The organism is Paenibacillus sabuli, assembly GCF_014705605.1.
Lineage (GTDB): Bacteria > Bacillota > Bacilli > Paenibacillales > Paenibacillaceae > Paenibacillus_D > Paenibacillus_D sabuli.
Genome location: NZ_JACXIZ010000020.1, coordinates 51,100 through 66,028, shown reverse-complemented (window position 1 = coordinate 66,028; position 14,929 = coordinate 51,100). Strand labels below are relative to the sequence as shown.

Below are 14,929 nucleotides of genomic sequence, written 5' to 3'. Positions count from 1 at the left end.
TTCACCCCTCCCTGACCTGTCCTACCTTCACCTTACCGAATTCGATCCGCCGATGCAATAGGCCGCCATCCCGAAGGCGTATAATTATCGTCGCCCCGTCGCAGGCTAAAGATACACCAAGATGTTTAAAACTCAAGGGGGGGAACGTCACAATGACGCCATCCAATATACGCTTGACTGCAACCGAGATCGGCGGACTCTGGTCGACCTTTATGAACGACAGCATGGTGAAGTGCATGCTGCAATATTTTTTGGGCCACGTCGAAGAAGATTCGCTTCGCTCCGTGCTCGAATTTGCGTTGAATTTTTCCACCGGCAACCTGGCGGAGCTGAATGAGCTGTTCCGGCGCGAGCGCTTCCCGATCCCCCAGGGCTTCTCCGAATCGGACGTCGACACGCGAGCGCCGCGACTATACACGGATTGCCTTATCATGCAGTATATTAAAAACATGAGCGATGTAGGACTGATTACGTACGCCAATGCCTACGCTTCCGCTTCGCGGCCGGATATTCGCGCATTTTTTTTGGCCAATCTCGACAAATCCAAGGTGCTGCAGGATAAGATTGTTACACTGCTTGACGAGACCGGACAACATGTGCATCCACCCTCAATATCCATTCCGGAACGGATTCAAACCTCCGTGCACGAAGACTTCTTTTCGGGACATTTGTTCGGCTGGGGAGACAAGCGGGTGCTGACCTCGGTCGAGATCGGCCAGCTCTACAAAAACGCCAAGTCCAATTGGCTCGGCAACGCGCTGTTGCTTGGCTTCGCTCAGGTCGCCAAAGAAAAAGAGCTGCGGGACCATATGGTGCGGGGAATTGAAATTTCCAAGGCCCATGCCGAGTTTTTCGAAAGCAAGCTGCAGGAGGATCACATCCCGTTCCCTTCGTCCTGGGACAACGAGGTGACCGCTTCCACAAAAGCGCCGTTCTCCGACAAGCTGATGCTCTATCACGTCACCTTGCTGGTCGCAACCGGCACAGCCAATTACGGCGTCGCGCTCGCCGTGAGCCCCCGCTCGGACCTCGCGATCGGTTACGGCAAGCTGACCCTGCAAATTGCAAATTATGCCAAGGACGGGGCCAAGCTGCTCGTCCAGCATCACTGGTTCGAAGCGCCTCCACTGGCCGACGACCGCAAGGCGCTGACCGAAACCTTGACCTGATGCATCAACCGGAAAGGAGCGCCAATTATGGGCCCTGTGGAAAAGCTGCTGTGGTGCATCGCTCTGCCGGGCTTCGGTCAGCTGCTGAACGGAAAGTATCTGAAAGGCATCGTGCTGATTGTCCTGGAGGTCATCGTCAACGCGCGCGCCAACTTGAACCAGATTATCATTTCCAGCTTTCGCGGCCTTACGCAGCAGGCAGTCAGCCAAGCCAATTACGAGTGGCTGATGTTTTACCCGTGCTTGTACATGTTTGCGATTTACGACGCCTTCAAGGATGGCGGCGGTGCGAGGGCGAGGTACGCGTACTTGCCTTTTGCCACAGCTGCATTTGTTTCGACGGTCGGGCTTATTTACTCCAGCGACCTGCGCATTTGGCATGTACTGCTCGGCCCGGTGTGGTGCCCCATGCTGTTTTGCTTCGGCGGTTTGCTGGCCGGATGGGGCTTGCAGGCGCTCGTCGTCCGGCTTGAGGCCAGGCGCAACCCCGGAACGGCGTGACCGGATCACGGCCACGGGGCTATCGGCCGTGATCGACAAGCGCGCAGCTCCCGCCACACGGAATCGACACGCTGCTGTCGCATCAGCGCAGGCAGTGTCAGGATGCGCATCCTGCCCGCATGGCAGCGATCGCGCGCGCTTCGTGCTGGCATCACGGGTCCTCAGCCTATACCGGCCGAGGCTCTGCAAGCCATACAGACCGGGCGCGCTCCGCATGGCTGACCGAGCCTGTCGCTACGCCGGCCAGCGGCCTCCGCCCGGATTCGGACAGCGCCGCTCCCGGAGCCGGGCCGAGATCTGGACGATGCAGCCGCAGCGCGCGCAGGTATGTCCGCCCAGCAGGCTCGGACAGGCGGCACAGGCCGCCAATCGCTGCGCATACAGCGGCTCCGGTACGAGCGGCCTGCCGCTGCGGAGCAGCGCGCCTACGCCGCGCTCGATCTGCTCCGACGTGATCTCCGCCTCGCCCCGGCAGCCTCGGCAGGGGCGTCTGCCCTTCGGCCCGCTCACGACTGCAGCGTCACCAGCGTGACCGACATCGGCGCCACGCTGCCATGCACGGCTCCGCTCTCCAGGACGAGCGCATCTGCAGCGCGCGGCTTGACCCGCTCAGGCTGATCGAACGTATTGTGCGCATCCATGGCGTCGCCTGTCAGCTCTACGGCGCTCAGACGCAGCCCTTCCGTTGCCGCACCGCGCACCGCCAGCTTCAGCGGGGCCGACCTCGTCGGGTGCAGATTCGCCAGGCTGAGGTGAATGCGACCATCGCTGCTGCGCGAGGCCGAGACCGACAATTGCGGCAATTCGCGCCCTTCCAGCTCGTAGGATTCACTCTGCAGATGGACATCCAACAGCTCCGCGTCCTGATGGACCTTGAGCATCTCGAAGACGTGATAGGTCGGCGTCAGCAGCATCCGCTCGCCTTCCGTCAAGATGACCGCCTGCAGCACATTGACCGTCTGCGCCAGGTTGGCCATCCGCACACGCTTGCAATGCTTCTGAAAAATATGGAGCGTCGCCGCCGCCACCAGCGCGTCGCGCACGGTATTCTGCTGGTAGAGGAAGCCCGGATTCGTCCCCGGCTCGACGTTGAACCAGGTGCCCCATTCGTCCACGATCAAGCCGATGCGCCGCTCCGGATCGTATTGGTCCATAATGGCGCTGTGCCGGGTGATCAGCTCGTCCATCTGCAGCGCTCGTTCCATCGTCGTGAACCATTCTTGCTCGGTGAAGCCGATCGCCTCGCCCTTGTCCTGCCAGGACGGACCGGGAACGGTGTAATGATGCAGCGTGAACGCATCCATTTTGGCGTGCGCCTCCCGCATGACCGTCTCGGTCCAGCGATAATCCGCGCCGCCGGGGCCGCAGGCAATCTTCGTGATCTTATTGTCGCCGTACTGACGCACATACGTCTGGAACTGGCGGTACAGATCCGCATAATACTCCGGACGCATATTGCCGCCGCAGCCCCAGTTCTCGTTGCCTACGCCGAAATAAGGCACCTTCCACGGCGCCTTGCGGCCATTGGCCTGACGCAGCTCGGCCATCGGCGAGACGCCGTCGAAGGTCATGTATTCCACCCATTCTGCCATCTCCTGCACCGTGCCGCTGCCGACGTTGCCGTTGATGTACGGCGCGCAATCGAGCAGCTCGCACAGCATCAGAAATTCATGCGTGCCGAAGTGATTGTTCTCCACCACCCCGCCCCAGTGCGTATTGACCATCCGCTTGCGATCTCCGCGCGGCCCGATGCCGTCCTTCCAGTGGTACTCGTCCGCGAAGCAGCCGCCCGGCCAACGCAGCACCGGCACTTGCAGGCGTCGAAGCGCTTCCAGCACATCGTTGCGAATGCCGTTCGTGTTGGATATCGGCGAATCCTCTCCTACCCAGATCCCTTCGTAGATACAACGGCCGAGGTGCTCGGCAAAATGCCCGTACAGATTGCGATCGATTGTACCGGCGACCCGATCGGCGTTCAGTGTTATGTTCGCGGTCACATAAATCTCCCCTTTGAATTAATATAATTAATAATCCAATGTTGACACTGATGAACAAGCAAGCTCGACGCAACAGCAAAAACAGCAGATCGCGCAATGAACGCTGAGTTCAGCGAGCTTATGACTTGATTCAGTTATACTGTAATGGTTCTCATGCGATAACGCAACCCCCAAATTTCTGCGGACGTAAATTATATCTCCCACAAGGATTTATATTTATATTAATCAAAATTGCGTATTGTGCTTGGTAAACGGGTGCGAATTCGAAACAAGCTGGGTGAATTTGCTGCGGAGGCCGATTTAAGCTCGTAATGTGAGGTTACTCAGTCGAATTTGCTGCGGAGGCGAATTTAGGCTCATATTTTGAGGTCACACGGGCTCGGGAAGCGCGAATGGTCTTATTAGCCTGGACGCATCCTTAGGCAATGCTCTCCGGGCGCGTCGTGGAGCGCGTCCTGGGGCGCATTGCCCGGAAGCATACCCGGGCGCGCCTCAGGGAGCGTAGCCGAGTTGTTTTTCGTTTGCTCCCTGCCCACTGCACATCACTGGCCATTCGCATTCGCTTCCCGCACAACGCGAAAGCCGCAATTGCCGGTCGAGCTGTCGGCGGTGTTGGAGCTGCGCGCCGCCAGCCGATACCGATTGCAATACGAACGATGGCAGAGATACGAACCGCCGCGCATGGAGCGCTTGTCTCCCTTGTCCTCGTGCAGCGGATTGTGGTCCGAGGTGATCCGGTGATACTCCGGCGTGAAATGATCGCGGCACCACTCCCAGACATTGCCCGACATGTTGTACAAGCCGTAGCCGTTGGGCTCGTAGGCGTCCACCGGCGCGGTGCCGACGTAGCCGTCGCTGGCGTTGTTTTTGACCGGGAACTTGCCCTGCCAGATGTTGCAGCGATGGCGGCCGCCCTCCTTGAGCAGGTCGCCCCACGGATACGTCTTGCGCTGCAGGCCGCCGCGCGCCGCATATTCCCATTGCGCTTCGGTCGGCAGCTGCGTCCCGCTCCACCGGCAATAGGCGCCGGCATCGTTCCACGAGATATGCACGACCGGATGATCGCCGCGCGCCTCGACATTCGAATCGGGACCTTCCGGGCAGCGCCAGTAGGCGCCTTGCACCACCAGCCACCACGGCACGCCTTGCGGCACGTTGCTGACCTGGCGGCCGACCTCCTCGGAGACGAGGAGGTGGAAGACGAACGACCAGCCGAACCGCTCCGCCTCCGTCACATAGCCGGTCGCCTCCACGAACCGCGCGAATTCCGCATTTGTGACCGCATGAGCCGAAATTTCAAAGCTGTCCACCTCGACCCGCCGGATCGGGCCTTCGCCGTCGGCCGGGAAGCCATCCTTCGTGTCCGTCCCCATCTCGAACGTGCCTCCCGGAAGACGGATCATGCTGCCCGGACCCTCGCCCTCCTGGGCAAGAGCGCGACGTTTCATCCGTTTCGCAAATGTCATTTCGGCGGCCGGCGGCTTGGCGTCAGCCGGCGCCGACTCCACCTGCTCGCGGCCAGCGGCACAACAGCTTTTGGGCGCTTGCTCTTCCATAACGTTGCTTCAACTCCTTGTCCTGTCACTGCGCTATTCTTAGCTTAGCACAAATTGCCCCTCCGCTCTAGAATCTTCGTTCCGTGCAAGGTGCTTCTTTTTGGAGAAGCGATGAAGTATAATCGGCATATGATGACGAACTATCGGACCACGCCAAAAAACCAAATTTATCACCGGATCGAGATCGGCGGCATCGCCTCCAAGGCCGAGCTGTTGGACAGCTCCGGCCTTACGAGCAGCACCCTGAGCCGTCTGCTGGACGAAATGCTGGAGCAGCGGCTGCTGACGGTCTCCGGACGCGGACAGTCCAGCGGGGGGCGCAAGCCGATTCTGTATAGCCTCAACGCCTCCTACGGCTACATGTTCGGGCTGGAGATTTCCCGCTTTTACTCGGCGCTCGGGCTGTTCGACATGCAGATGAACCCGATGTCCTTCACACGCTGGCGGATGGACGAGGCGATGACACCCCCTGTCTTCGCCGCGCATGTCGCGGCGACGATTCGCACACTGCTCAAGGACCATCAGCTCGAGGCGTCCCAGGTGCTCGGCATCGGCATCGGGGCGGTCGGCCCGCTCGACCGCGAGGCCGGGCGCATCCTGAAGCCGCTGCATTATCCGGCGCCCGGCTGGCACGATCTGCCGATCTGCACGCTGATCGGAGAGCATTGCGGCCTGCCCGCCTATCTCGACAACGGCGCCAACACGGCGCTGCTCGGCGAGCGCTGGGCGATGCGGCGCGCGCAGCCGCAGCATATGCTGTACGTCCATGCAGGCGTCGGCCTGCGCTCGGCAATGATGTCGCACGGTCAGCTCGTGCACGGCTCGATCGACCGCGAGGGCGCGATCGGGCAGATGATCATTCAGCTCGGCGGCCCGCGCCTGCAGGAGAGCGGCAATTACGGCGCGCTCGAGGCCTTCGCCTCCATTCAGGCGCTGGAGAAGCAGGCCCGTCTGCAGGCTCGCATGGGCCGCAGTCATCTGACCTCCGCCTACCTCGTCGGACCCGACGAGATTACGTTCGATCTGCTGATGCGGGCGCTGGCCCAGGAGGATGCTGCGGTCCGCGAGCTTTTTTTGCAGGCCGCCGCCTGTTTTGGTATCGGACTTGCCAACCTGATCAACATTTTTCATCCGGAGCAGGTCATTCTCGGAGGCACGCTGGTCAACGCCTGGGAGCCCTTCTATACCTCCTCCATCGAGACCGCCATTCACAACACGTACCATTACCCCGACTATCGGCCGAGCTTTTCCAAGGGCGAGCTGCGGGAGGACGCCGTCGCGACCGGCGCGGCGCTGATGGTGCGGGAACTGGCCCTGCATTAGCGGCAGGGCGCTCACTTGCCGTACTCCTTCGTCAGCTCCGTCAGCTCGCGCACGTAGCGCGTCAGCCGCAGGCTGATCTCGGCCCGCATCACCTCGCGCACGATGCCGAAGCGGTCCTCGTAGCCGCGGCAGACATACCGATAATAGACGACCAGATCAGCTTGCTCGTCGTTCAAGATCTTGATGTTGCGTCGCCGCAGCTCGCGCCTCAGGGCGTACATGTCCTTGGAGACGCGATTCATCAGCTGCCGTCCCATGGCTGCGAACAGCTTGTTCAGCACGTTCGGAGCATGCTCCAGCTTGTTCATGCTGCTCTGCAGGATCGTCAGCAGATGGGGCAGCAGCACATGATCCCGGATCATGGTCAGCTCCTCCGGCGTTGCCCGCCCCGCCGCCTTTGAATCATGGCGAGACTCGTATTGCTCTTGATGCTCGGTCAGCAGCATTTTGGACTGCCAACGCACGTTGCCGTCGAGTTTGGTCACCGATAATGCCCTCCGATCTGCTCTGCCCGCTCCCGCGCCACGCCCGCCTCCAGCAAGGAAGACGCCCGCATCAGCGCATCGTCGCCGAAGCGCGCCTTGATCGTGTCCGAGGCCCGCTCCAGCTCGTACGCCGCCGTACGGTCCTCGAACAGCGTCAGCTGATACGTGTCGTCGCCCGACAGCTGCGTCAACGAAATAAATAGCCGGCTCACCGGCCTGCCGCGCCAATGGGCGACAAGCAAGCGCCGGGCCGCCGCGGCCACCTCGTGCGTGAGCGAGGTCGCCTGCGGCAGAGTCGTCTGCCGGCTGAAGGAATACGACCGCTCCCCGTCGCTCTCCACTGCGCCGACCGAGACGACCCGGCCCTGCCGGCCGAGCCGCCGCGCCCGCCTGCACACCTCGATGACGAGCTCGAGCAGCACCACCTCGATATCTGCGAGCTCGCGATAGTGGCCGGCGCGCAGCGCCTTGCCGTGGCTCACCGACTGCAGCGCCTCGCGCACCGAGGCGACGACCGGGCTCGGATCGATGCCCCGCGCCGTCTGCCAGTAATAGCCCGCCTGAATATCCGATTGGCGCCCCATCGCCCGCCGCAGCTTGCGCTGGAAGTCGCCCAGCTCCATCCGCGCGATATCGCCGATCGTGCGCACGCCCATGCGCCAGAAGTGGTACGTCATCCTGGAGCCGACCATGAACATCTGCTCCACCGGCAGCGGCCACAGGTCGGTCTCGACGTTGTCCCCGGTGAAGCGAAAGACGCCGCCGGCGCGCTTTTTGGCGAAGTTGTCCGTGGCCATCTTGGCCAATATTTTGCTCGGTCCGATGCCGACCCGCGACCATACGCCCGTAGAGAGCAGCACCTTCGCCTGGATCTCCCGCGCCAGAGCGTCGGCATCGCCGCTCGTCCCGAGCGAGCCTGTGACATCGAGGAATTGCTCGTCGATGGAATACGGCTCCACCAGCTCGGTGAACGATTCGTAAATCTCCGTAATGAGCAAGGAAATCGTAATGTACGTCTGCATCCGGGGCCGAATGACCACCAGCTCGGGGCACTTGGCCAGCGCCTCGAACAGGCGCTCCGCCGTCGTCACCCCGCGCTTCTTGGCCAGGGGGCACGCGGCGAGAATGATGCCCGCCCGCCGCTCCGGGTCTCCGACCGCCACCGGCCTGTCGCGGTAGGCCGGATGGGCGGCTTTTTCCACCGATGCGTAGAAGGACTGTCCGTCGATCAGCATGATGGTCCGCTCGCGCCGGCCGCCGTGGAGAATGCCCGGGGCCGGCGCTTCAGCCGGCATGCGAAGCCACCGGCAGCAGCGCCATGATCCGCTCCGCCGCGAACAGCCGCGGCGCTTGCGCGCGCAGGCAGTAGGCCCGCACCCGGCCGTCCCGGACTGCGATAATGCGGACGCGCCGTTTGGAGAATGCGCCCTTGCGGTCGAGATAGATCATCTCCACCACCCGTCCCGTCCACTGCTCGATGCCCGTTGTCATCTCTCATCCCTCCAAAACGGCTCGCGCCGTCCTCTGGCGGCGCAGATCCAAGCGGACCGCCCTGCACGCCGAATAAGAACTCCTGTTCCTATTATACACCGAACATACGATCCTATACCAGTTGAAAATGATGGATTTTCTGCAAGTGCAGAAGGTGTTTCGACATAGACGGCGAAGGGTAATATATACCATTATTTTACCTGGCTTGTTTCGCCATGCCGTCCGCATGGGAAGGCCCTCGGGAGGGGAGTATGCATTGATCCAAATTCTGCTGCTGGCACTCATCCTCGGCGCGCTGTACTACGTCATTCGGCAGCTTGGGGCCGCCGAAGCGAAAGCGCCGCGGCTACACGCCCGACCGGCGCAAAAGCGCCTCGCGCGGGCGCCCGCTCCGCGCGCCGCACAGCCCCCCGCTCCCGCGGCGGCTCCACCGCCGAAGGAAGCCCTTCCTCCGATCACGGCTCAGGCGAACCGTACGCTGACGCGCGGCGCGCAACAGGTCGAGGAGCTGCTGCGCATCGCCTCGGCGGTGGCGGACCAAGAGGTCGCCCGGCGCGTGGGCGAGCTGTGCGACACTGCGGAGCGCATCACCGACAAGATTCGGCAGCGGCCTGCCGCCCTGCCGCTCGTGCAGCGCCACTACGACTATTATTTGCAGACGGCGCATCGCCTCATGCGGCAATACGAGCAGTTCATGAGCAGTCCGGTCTATACCAAGGAGATGGAGTTCCAGGCCAAGCGCATCGAGCATGCGCTGGTCGGCTTGCAAGGCAGTTTTTTGAAGGCGCTGCGCAAGCTGCTCAACGACGAGCTGGTCGAGGTCGAAGTCGAGGTCAACACACTGGAGCATATGATGCGGGGCGAGAGCGAGCCCGCCCAGCCGATGGAAGCGAGGAGGATGAATTCATGACCACGAACAACCAAGACCGCGGCAGCCGCGACCTCGCGGCGATCGTCGAGCAGCTCGGCCCGCGCGAGCGGGAAGAAGCCCGCCGCCTCTCCGAGCGTCTGAGCCTCGAGGATTCCGCCTCGGTCAGCCGATTCGGCAACGACATCCAGGAGGAGATCGCCGAGTTCGCCGGCTCGATCCTCGCCCAGGTGCGGAGCGGACGCAGCGGCGAGGTGGGCGAGACGGTGACCGAGCTCATCCTGGCGGTGCAGCAGGTGCCCGCCGAGCTCAGCGGACGCAAGCGCGCGCTCGGCGGACTGCCGATCGTCGGCAAGTGGCTCGGCGGCGCGAAGCGCGCGCTGCAGCAGACGCAGACGCTGGAGGTGCAGGTCGATACGATACGCGGCCGGCTGGACGAGGCGTACATCATGCTGCAAAAGGATATCCAGCTGCTCGATCTGGTGCTCAAGCGCAATCACGAGTACTTCAGACGGCTCGAGCTGCATATCGCGGCCGTGCAGCTGCGCCTGCGCGAGGCCGAGCGCGAGGAGCGCCCGCGCCTGTCCGCCCTCGCCGATGAAGGGACCGACCCGTGGGACGGCCAGCGGCTGGGCGAGCTCGACGCCTTCATCCGCCGGCTGGAGGTGCGGCTCGACGACTTCAATCGCACACGCTTCCTGTCGCTCACCCAGGCGCCGCGCATCCGGCTGCTCCAGCAAGGCGAGCAACTGATGATGGAGAAGATTCAATCCGTCATCTATAATCTGATCCCGCTATGGAAGATGGACCTCGTCGCCGGTCTCGCCCAGGAGCGGGTCGGGCGGGCCCTGGAGGTGCATGATCGGGTCAAGGAGCATATCGAGACCGGGATGCGCCGCGGCGCCGAGCGCACCCGCGAGCTGTCGGTGGAGATCGCCGCGCGCAGCGAGGAAGGCATGATCGGCATGGACACGCTGCGCAGCGTGCATCAGGAGCTCGTCTCGACGCTGGAGGATACGATGGCCATCTATGGCGAGGGGCGGGACAAGCGCCGCGAGGCCGAAGCAGAGCTCGTCGAGATGGAGCGGGAGCTGAAGCGCAGGATCGCCGAGATCGCCGAGCTGCCGCCGCGGGCCGGCACCGCCTAGCGGCGTGTAAGTTGTCTCGCCTAGGGCCGTCATCTGCGCCCTGCGGAGATGCATACAGACCCCGGGGGCGCAGTCTGCCCGGCTTAGTGTCCATTACAGAATAACCTGGTGCGATTGAAACCGTCATTATCCCTTCACCATCCGCCAACGAACCTAACGGTTGCCACAGCGGCTATTGCGCCCAAAAAAGCGCGGATTGAATTGTAACGGTTGCCATAGGTCTTATTTTCTTGAAATCCATCGAAAAAACGCGATTGAGGCCAAATAAGCGCTGTGGCAACCGCTAGCCTAGAAATCGCCTGAAATCGATCGAAATAAGCGCGCCGGCAACCGTTAGCTGAGGTGCGTCCCTTTGCCCGCCTGATGGATGAGCTGTCTTTGGTTATTTCGTGAAGGATCCTTAGCCTCACTGACCCGGGCGCTGACCCAATACAGCGCCCTTGCAGCGCTCTTGCAGCGCCTTTGCTGGCCGCGCCTCTCCCTATTCGCGCGCTTCCTCGCGCAGCGGCCTCGCGTCCAGCGGCACTGCCCGCAGACCGAGCGGCATCAGGCGCGAGCGGAACGCTCCCGAATAATAAAAAATCGGGCCCAGCCAGCGATTCGCCACCTTCACCTCAATTCGGTAACGGTCCTGTTCCTCATCATACCACTCGTGCACATCCGCTGCGCCGGTCAAGCGATTCGGCCAGCGAAAGCCGATCCGGCCCTCGTAAACACGCTGCTCCCCCGAACGGATGCGGAGACCGCCCTGCGGCGACACCGCCAGCTCCAGATCGACCGCCAGATGCTGCCGCGTGCCGAGATAGTCGACGATCCCGCCGCGCCGCGCCGAGCGGATCATCGTCGCATCGAAGCGGCGAATCCGATCGGCGAAGCGAAAGGTGCGGATCCAGGTGACGGTCTCGCGCCCGTACCGGTCCCGATACGCATAATTCTCCACCGTGAACGGAATGTCGCGACCGCTATGCGGAAAAAGGATGTGCCGCCGCGCCCCGATGGCCAGCGGAGCGGCCGCCCACGGCGCATGCCAGATCGTGTACATCTCGCCCTCTCCGATCGCGGCGACGCCGTCCGCGCTGCACCATCCGAAGCGCTCACGGATACGGGGATGCAAGCGCTCGAAGTCGCGGCCGAGCGTCTGCGCGTAGATCGACGTCATGACGCGCCTCCTGTCCCGTCCGCCGCACATGGGTCGGACGCTGCCTGGTCGTGGTCGGCAGAGCCATCGACGACGATGCAGGCATGATGGAGCCGTCCATCCGCGCGCGGCGCCCTCATGCATCGCCTCGCATCCGGCAGACGGAGCCTCGTCAGGCCTGCGGCCAAGCACAATCCGAGCAGCGGCAGCGTGAGCGCCACCGGATTGAATGGCTCCGCCGCAAGGCCGGGACGGATCGTCAGCGCCGCCGCGGCCAGCAGCAACAGCAGCACCGCCTGCACCACGTACAGCGATTTGCGGCGGCGCAGCGGCCAAGCGAGCAGGCCGAGCAGCGCCTCCGCCCCGCCGAGCGCGCGCAGCGCGGCCACGGCGACCTGCTCGGTCATCCCCGCATCCCGCAGCAGCTCCAGCTCGGCTCCGGAGGCATGCAGCAGCTTCGGCACCGCCCCTTGATAGATCCAGACCCCAATCAATGCGAGCAGGCACCCGTAATGAAGCAGCGCACGCTCCAGCGTCTCCCTCGGGCGTCTATCTTCCTCCAGCCACAGCCGCAGCCGGTCAAAGCTCCAGGCCGTCGCCCAGCCAAAAAGAGGACGGAACACGAGCCGGTCAAAGCAGCGTCCCACGCCGCCGAAGCGCGTCGCATAATCGTAGCGCGTCAAGAAGGTCACCGTGCCGTCCGCATGCGGCACGTACCGCCAATACCCGGCCCCGCGCCGGATCAGGGACCACGGATGATCCGAGTCGAACACGAGCGTCGACAGGCGAGGTCCGGCCGCCGCCCCGGCCGAGCGCGTCTCGCCGGTGCCGGCGATCGACAGGCCGAAGCCGATGCGGGTCCGGTACAAAAAACGCTGCGGCCGCGCCTCGTCCGGCCGCGGCACATACACAATCTCGCTGAAGCGCAGATCCCAGCTCGCGTGCAGCTCCGGCACCTGTGTCCGCCGCCACAGCGTCTCCAGGTCCGTGCGCATATTCAGCTCCACATAGATCGCTTTGTTTGCTGTCATCTTCCTTCTCCGCCCTTTCTACATGGCTCCGGGCGGCAACCGCAGTGCGCATCCCGTTGCAGATGGCCACCGCAGCGCACGTCCCGTTGCTGTCATTGTACCTGCGACGCCACGCGTCCGGGCAGTCCCAACTTTTATAGCGCCACGCCAAAAAAGGTACCACCTTTCGTGGTACCCCTTCGGTTCTCCGGCATCGTATTCCCCTGGCACGCTAAGTCCGGTCATGGGTCAGGGCTTGCGCTTCAGCGCGACCGGCCCCGCCGCACGAATTCCACCGCCTCGCGCCTGCTGCGCACGCCGAGTTTCTTTAAAATTTTGCCGACCTGGTTTTTGATCGTGCGCTCGGACTTGTAGAGCTCCCGCTCCATCTCCGACTGGGATCGGCCCTCCTCGATCCGTTCATACACCTCTCGCTCCGCGGGCGTCAACACGGAGAGACGCTCCTCGCGCCGCAGCCGCGACAGCTCCAGCAGCAGCGCATCCATCGGGCCCGAATGGCGGCAGGCGGTGCGAATCGCTTGCGGCAGCTCGGCGAACCGCGTCTTGTCCAAATAGTTGACCGCGCCGGCCGCGAAGGCCTCGGTCATCAGCCGCGGGTCGTCCATGGCGGTCAGCATGATCATCCGGGCCGGACGCAGCTCACCGATCGCCAGCGCGGCATCGATACCGTCCGGGCCGTCTGCGCCGTCGCCGAGCTGGATATCGAGCAGCACGACGTCGAAGGGAACGGTGCGCGCGAGCGACACCGCCTGCGCGGCGCTGGCCGCCGCTCCCGCGACCAGCAGGTCCGGCTCCTCGTTCACATAGGCGGTAATCGCCTTGATCCAATCCGGATCGTCCTCCACGATCAATACGCGAATCGGCTCAATCCCGTCCGCCTCCCTTCCCGCTCTGCGGCTTCCGCACGAGCGGCAGCCGCAGCCGCAGCTCCGTGCCCGAGCCGGGCTCGCTCACCAGCTTGACCGCGCCGCCGGCAGCGCGCATGACATTGTGCGCATAGGCCAGGCCCAAGCCGTAATTACGGCCGCCGCCACGCGTGGTAAAAAACGGCTCGAATACACGAGCCGCCGCCGACTTGGCGATGCCGTGCCCGGAATCGGCGATCGTCAATTCGACGTGGCGACGCCTTCGATGCAGCGTGATGCGCAGCGTGCCGCCGCCGTCCATCGCCTCCACGGCATTGCCGATGCCCACGTGGAGCACCTCCAGCATATGTGCCGGATCGCAGCGGACCCGCGCATGCCCGCCGTCAAGCGCGAGCCGCAGCTCGATGCGCCGACGCGACAGCTCGGCGCTCCAGGCAGCGGCCGCCTGCTCGATCAGCTCGTGCAGCGCGCAGACCCGCGGCTTCATCATGACGCGCTGCGTGCGGGCATGGAGCCTTCCCGCCATTTGCAGCAGATGGTCCGAGGCGGCCGCGATCGCGCCGAGCTGATCCCTCGCCGCGGCATCCGCCGCCGGGAGCCGCCGCTTGAGCAACTCGGCGTGAATGGCGATTTTGCCGGCCTCGTTTTTGATCGTGTGATTCAACACCGACACCCCTGTGCTCGCCGCCTGCATCGCCTGCTCGAGCGGGTCGCGCTCCAGACGCAGCCGCACGCCCAGCACCCCGTACGCGAACACGCAGAGCGCCGCCACGCTCAGCGAGTACAGGATGAAATAAGCGACGTACGGAAAAAAATCGAAGGCGGGGTCCAGCGCGCGTCCGACATAGATCAGCACGGTCACGGCCAGCAGCGTCGGCACCATGATCGTCGTCGTCACCAGGCGATTGCGCCGCATGGCGGGCTCCTGCTCCCGGCGCAGTGCGTACACGAGCAGCCAGCAGGCCGCGGCATAATAAGGACCGGCCCACAGCAGCAGCACCCGATAGTCCGGCTGGACGGGAGCCGTCCCGGCCCAGGCGATGCCCAGAGTCAGCAACGCGGGCACCGCGAGCAGCCCCTTCCACAGGCGCCTGCCGCCAGACGAGCCGAGACGGTCGTAAACGAGCGCAAAAATCAACACCGCGTATGGCGTAAACGTCACATTGAAGAGCGCGAGCAGCTCGACCGCCCTTGCGTCGCCGGTCGCCGCCCCGGACCGCCAAAGCTCGGCCAGCCCGCCCGTCGAAGCGCACAGCAGAAACAGCGACGCCCAGCGGCCGCTCTCGCTGCGCCCGCTGACGGCGGCCAGCACCAGCGCGGCTGTCAGCAGCGCAATAACATAGGCCAGCATTGCCG

The 14,929-nt window shown here is 63.6% G+C and carries 15 protein-coding genes; 5 read left to right on the top strand and 10 right to left on the bottom strand.

Features of this window, described 5'->3' with window-relative positions; genetic code table 11:
- Positions 1–152 precede the first annotated feature (152 nt).
- A complete protein-coding gene (locus IDH44_RS12360; protein WP_190918072.1) occupies positions 153–1,169 on the top strand; it encodes a DUF3231 family protein in 1,017 nt (338 codons plus the stop codon).
- 27 nt (positions 1,170–1,196) lie between these two features.
- Positions 1,197–1,670 carry a hypothetical protein gene (locus tag IDH44_RS12355; RefSeq protein ID WP_190918071.1) on the top strand — a complete coding sequence of 158 codons (474 nt, stop codon included), beginning with the start codon at positions 1,197–1,199 and terminating at the stop codon, positions 1,668–1,670.
- Positions 1,671–1,904: 234 nt separating this feature from the next.
- Here IDH44_RS12355 and IDH44_RS27180 read toward each other — a convergent pair whose 3' ends face one another.
- From IDH44_RS27180 to IDH44_RS12340, 3 genes are all read right to left on the bottom strand, one after another.
- Entirely contained in the window at positions 1,905–2,180 is a 276-nt protein-coding gene (locus IDH44_RS27180; RefSeq protein WP_190918070.1) for a DUF6171 family protein, read from the bottom strand.
- The gene (locus tag IDH44_RS12345) at positions 2,177–3,667 is read right to left on the bottom strand and encodes an alpha-N-arabinofuranosidase (RefSeq protein ID WP_190918068.1); all 1,491 of its coding nucleotides are present in this window, start codon (positions 3,665–3,667) and stop codon (positions 2,177–2,179) included. The genes IDH44_RS27180 and IDH44_RS12345 overlap by 4 nt, the downstream gene beginning before the upstream one ends.
- Positions 3,668–4,209: 542 nt before the next feature.
- Positions 4,210–5,115, bottom strand: coding sequence for a formylglycine-generating enzyme family protein (locus IDH44_RS12340; RefSeq protein WP_223869630.1), 906 nt, complete (start codon positions 5,113–5,115; stop codon positions 4,210–4,212).
- A gap of 219 nt (positions 5,116–5,334) precedes the next feature.
- On the opposite strand from IDH44_RS12340, the gene IDH44_RS12335 reads away from it, so the two are divergent.
- Entirely contained in the window at positions 5,335–6,546 is a 1,212-nt protein-coding gene (locus tag IDH44_RS12335) for an ROK family protein (protein ID WP_223869619.1), read from the top strand.
- Between the two features lie 11 nt (positions 6,547–6,557).
- Here IDH44_RS12335 and IDH44_RS12330 read toward each other — a convergent pair whose 3' ends face one another.
- From IDH44_RS12330 to IDH44_RS12320, 3 genes are read right to left on the bottom strand one after another with little or no spacing between them, the layout of a single operon-like run.
- Positions 6,558–7,031, bottom strand: a complete 474-nt coding sequence (locus IDH44_RS12330) for a hypothetical protein (protein ID WP_190918066.1) — start codon at positions 7,029–7,031, stop codon at positions 6,558–6,560.
- Positions 7,028–8,326, bottom strand: coding sequence for a DNA polymerase IV (locus IDH44_RS12325; RefSeq protein WP_190918065.1), 1,299 nt, complete (start codon positions 8,324–8,326; stop codon positions 7,028–7,030). Before IDH44_RS12325 ends, IDH44_RS12330 begins: the two co-directional genes overlap by 4 nt.
- Positions 8,316–8,522: a hypothetical protein gene (locus IDH44_RS12320; RefSeq protein ID WP_190918063.1), complete on the bottom strand. Its 207-nt coding sequence runs from the start codon at positions 8,520–8,522 to the stop codon at positions 8,316–8,318. Before IDH44_RS12320 ends, IDH44_RS12325 begins: the two co-directional genes overlap by 11 nt.
- Before the next feature lie 256 nt (positions 8,523–8,778).
- On the opposite strand from IDH44_RS12320, the gene IDH44_RS12315 reads away from it, so the two are divergent.
- Both IDH44_RS12315 and IDH44_RS12310 read left to right on the top strand, forming a co-directional pair.
- The gene (locus IDH44_RS12315) at positions 8,779–9,432 is read left to right on the top strand and encodes a 5-bromo-4-chloroindolyl phosphate hydrolysis family protein (protein WP_190918062.1); all 654 of its coding nucleotides are present in this window, start codon (positions 8,779–8,781) and stop codon (positions 9,430–9,432) included.
- Positions 9,429–10,538: a toxic anion resistance protein gene (locus IDH44_RS12310; RefSeq protein WP_190918060.1), complete on the top strand. Its 1,110-nt coding sequence runs from the start codon at positions 9,429–9,431 to the stop codon at positions 10,536–10,538. Before IDH44_RS12315 ends, IDH44_RS12310 begins: the two co-directional genes overlap by 4 nt.
- Positions 10,539–11,019: 481 nt before the next feature.
- Here IDH44_RS12310 and IDH44_RS12305 read toward each other — a convergent pair whose 3' ends face one another.
- The 4 genes from IDH44_RS12305 to IDH44_RS12290 form a co-directional block, all read right to left on the bottom strand.
- Positions 11,020–11,697, bottom strand: a complete 678-nt coding sequence (locus tag IDH44_RS12305) for a DUF4166 domain-containing protein (RefSeq protein WP_190918059.1) — start codon at positions 11,695–11,697, stop codon at positions 11,020–11,022.
- Positions 11,694–12,707, bottom strand: coding sequence for a DoxX-like family protein (locus tag IDH44_RS12300; RefSeq protein ID WP_190918057.1), 1,014 nt, complete (start codon positions 12,705–12,707; stop codon positions 11,694–11,696). The genes IDH44_RS12305 and IDH44_RS12300 overlap by 4 nt, the downstream gene beginning before the upstream one ends.
- 242 nt (positions 12,708–12,949) lie before the next feature.
- Positions 12,950–13,552, bottom strand: coding sequence for a response regulator transcription factor (locus IDH44_RS12295; protein WP_317890177.1), 603 nt, complete (start codon positions 13,550–13,552; stop codon positions 12,950–12,952).
- A 19-nt stretch (positions 13,553–13,571) separates the two neighbouring features.
- Positions 13,572–14,924: a sensor histidine kinase gene (locus IDH44_RS12290; protein ID WP_190918056.1), complete on the bottom strand. Its 1,353-nt coding sequence runs from the start codon at positions 14,922–14,924 to the stop codon at positions 13,572–13,574.
- Between the last annotated feature and the right edge of the window lie 5 nt (positions 14,925–14,929).

Excerpts from the sequence above, each read along its gene's own strand:
- IDH44_RS12360 (WP_190918072.1), top strand. The coding sequence starts at position 153 with ATGACGCCATCCAATATACGCTTGACTGCAACCGAGATCGGCGGACTC.
- IDH44_RS12355 (WP_190918071.1), top strand. The coding sequence starts at position 1,197 with ATGGGCCCTGTGGAAAAGCTGCTGTGGTGCATCGCTCTGCCGGGCTTC.
- IDH44_RS12340 (WP_223869630.1), bottom strand. The coding sequence starts at position 5,115 with ATGAAACGTCGCGCTCTTGCCCAGGAGGGCGAGGGTCCGGGCAGCATG.
- IDH44_RS12335 (WP_223869619.1), top strand. The coding sequence starts at position 5,335 with ATGAAGTATAATCGGCATATGATGACGAACTATCGGACCACGCCAAAA.
- IDH44_RS12325 (WP_190918065.1), bottom strand. The coding sequence starts at position 8,326 with ATGCCGGCTGAAGCGCCGGCCCCGGGCATTCTCCACGGCGGCCGGCGC.
- IDH44_RS12320 (WP_190918063.1), bottom strand. The coding sequence starts at position 8,522 with ATGACAACGGGCATCGAGCAGTGGACGGGACGGGTGGTGGAGATGATC.
- IDH44_RS12310 (WP_190918060.1), top strand. The coding sequence starts at position 9,429 with ATGACCACGAACAACCAAGACCGCGGCAGCCGCGACCTCGCGGCGATC.
- IDH44_RS12305 (WP_190918059.1), bottom strand. The coding sequence starts at position 11,697 with ATGACGTCGATCTACGCGCAGACGCTCGGCCGCGACTTCGAGCGCTTG.
- IDH44_RS12300 (WP_190918057.1), bottom strand. The coding sequence starts at position 12,707 with ATGACAGCAAACAAAGCGATCTATGTGGAGCTGAATATGCGCACGGAC.
- IDH44_RS12290 (WP_190918056.1), bottom strand. The coding sequence starts at position 14,924 with ATGCTGGCCTATGTTATTGCGCTGCTGACAGCCGCGCTGGTGCTGGCC.